Source organism: Porphyromonas sp. C0026D3, from assembly GCF_056590775.1.
Genome location: NZ_JBWPWU010000015.1, coordinates 1 through 1,810 on the forward strand (window position 1 = coordinate 1; position 1,810 = coordinate 1,810).

General features: G+C 58.6%; 2 protein-coding genes. Both read right to left on the bottom strand.

The features are described from left to right. On the bottom strand, positions 1 to 1,442 hold a 1,442-nt coding region (locus tag AC1EK1_RS08285), incomplete at its 3' end, for an OmpA family protein (RefSeq protein WP_480307065.1). Positions 1,443 to 1,454: 12 nt separating this feature from the next. After that, the coding region (locus AC1EK1_RS08290) for a DUF3575 domain-containing protein (RefSeq protein WP_480307067.1) at positions 1,455 to 1,810 on the bottom strand (356 nt) is incomplete at its 5' end.

Consider the following 1,810-nt stretch of genomic DNA (forward strand, 5'->3'; position numbering starts at 1 on the left):
GCCAAGTTGCCGGCTGCACTGGTGTCACCCTTTGCGATCGCCTCCTTGAAGCAGGTCTCTGCCTCGGCATACTTGCCGTTCAGGGCGAGAACTATTCCACGGTTGTTGAGTGCTTGGGCGCGTGTGTCATTTGCCTTGTCCAGGCGTGCCATGGCGGCAGAGACATCACCTTTGGCGAGGTCGGCGGCTGCGGCATTCACCAGTGCGATGGGCTCATTCGGGAAGTACTTCAGTGCGATTCGGAAGCTCTCGTCGTACTCCTTGCTCCCCACCTCGTAGCTGTCTGCCACGATATACATCTCGTTTAGGCTCAGTAGCTTGGGGTTTGTCTTGATTCGCTCACGTGCCTCGGCCAGATTGAAGCTCCGCACGGTGTAGGCAAAGGCATAGTCCGTACGACGCACCTTGGTGTAGAGGCCGTTCACGAGGTCGTAGTAGACGGCTCCGCCATTGAGTGCTTTGATCTTTGGGTCTCGTGCATCGCCTTGGTTTTCTTTCAGGATGGTCTCCAGCTCGGCCTTGTAGCTCGGGTCAGAGGAGGCCAGCAGACGCTCCACACCGGTCCAGTCCTCTCCGCAACCACGGACGGACATCTCCGACTGCTTCAGCCCATGCGTACGGCTCAGGTAGTTGGCAAAAGACTTGGCACGACGCTCCGATAGAGCTTGGTTGTACGAGGCGTTGCCCTCCGGAGAGGCCCATCCCTCGACGGTCATGCCGGTGAGGGTGATGTCTTTATTGGCAAGGACCGAGCGAACCTTTGCGTCCACATCGTCCAGCACGGCCGCATTGTCACGGTAGCCACGGTCGATATTGTCCTTGTCCAGTCGGAAAGCGATTGTCGCAGAGTACTTGTCCGAGCGACTCTTCACCGGCTCGGCTGCCGGCACGATGCAGGTGGAGACATAGGTTGGGCGATAGGGCTCAGCTTTCACCACAGGGTCGCGCAAAACCAGCGATCCACTTCCTTTGTCGCATTCAGCGCAGCCGGTCAGCCACTCCTCGAGGCTCAGCACGGCACCACGCATGCGCTTGTCAAAAGGCACGGTCACCGTGTAGTGGATGGTCTGGGCACGGCCGTTGCGACGACGGGTGATGCTCTGAGGCTTCACTGCCACGTAATAGTCCGGCTTGTGTCCAAAGTGCAGCTGACGATTCAGGGCCTTTTCGCGCGTTCCGCCCACGATATAGAGGGGTTGGAGTGGCAACGTATAGCTCCCGTCCGCCCGAGAGAGGGTCGGCGTGAGGATGATCAGGTCATTGCCCCTCACCCTCAGATCGTCCAGGGTCAGGTCCAAGGTCAGATGAAGCTCACCGGCCTCGTGATCAACCTCCACCGCACTGGTGGCCTTGATCTGCTCCAAGTGACGCACCGGCGTGCCGGCCAGTCCAACCAACGACAGTAGCGACACAGCAGTCGCAAATAATATCTTTCTCATCATAGCATCCATCGATCAATTGAAGAAATAGGTAAGGGAGAGCGTCGCCCGTGTCACGCCGAAGTAGTCGTAGACCCCCTCGGACAAGAGCGGACTGCAGGCGGGGCACTTGTACTTGCGGTACGGAGTGCGCGCCCAACCACCACCGAGAGAGGCCTCAAGGTTCAGGTGCTTGCTCAGCAACCACTGATGCCCCAGGCTCAGACCGGCACCATAAAAATAGCCCTCGTAGCGGTGATCCTTCAGGGCTTTCAGACGACCCACCGGCAGATTCACCCCACCTACATTGTACTGGCCATAGTGCCCGTGCAGACCGATGAAAGTGCCGTTGAACACCTCACAAAACCAGTAGCGCAGCTCCGGCTGTACCA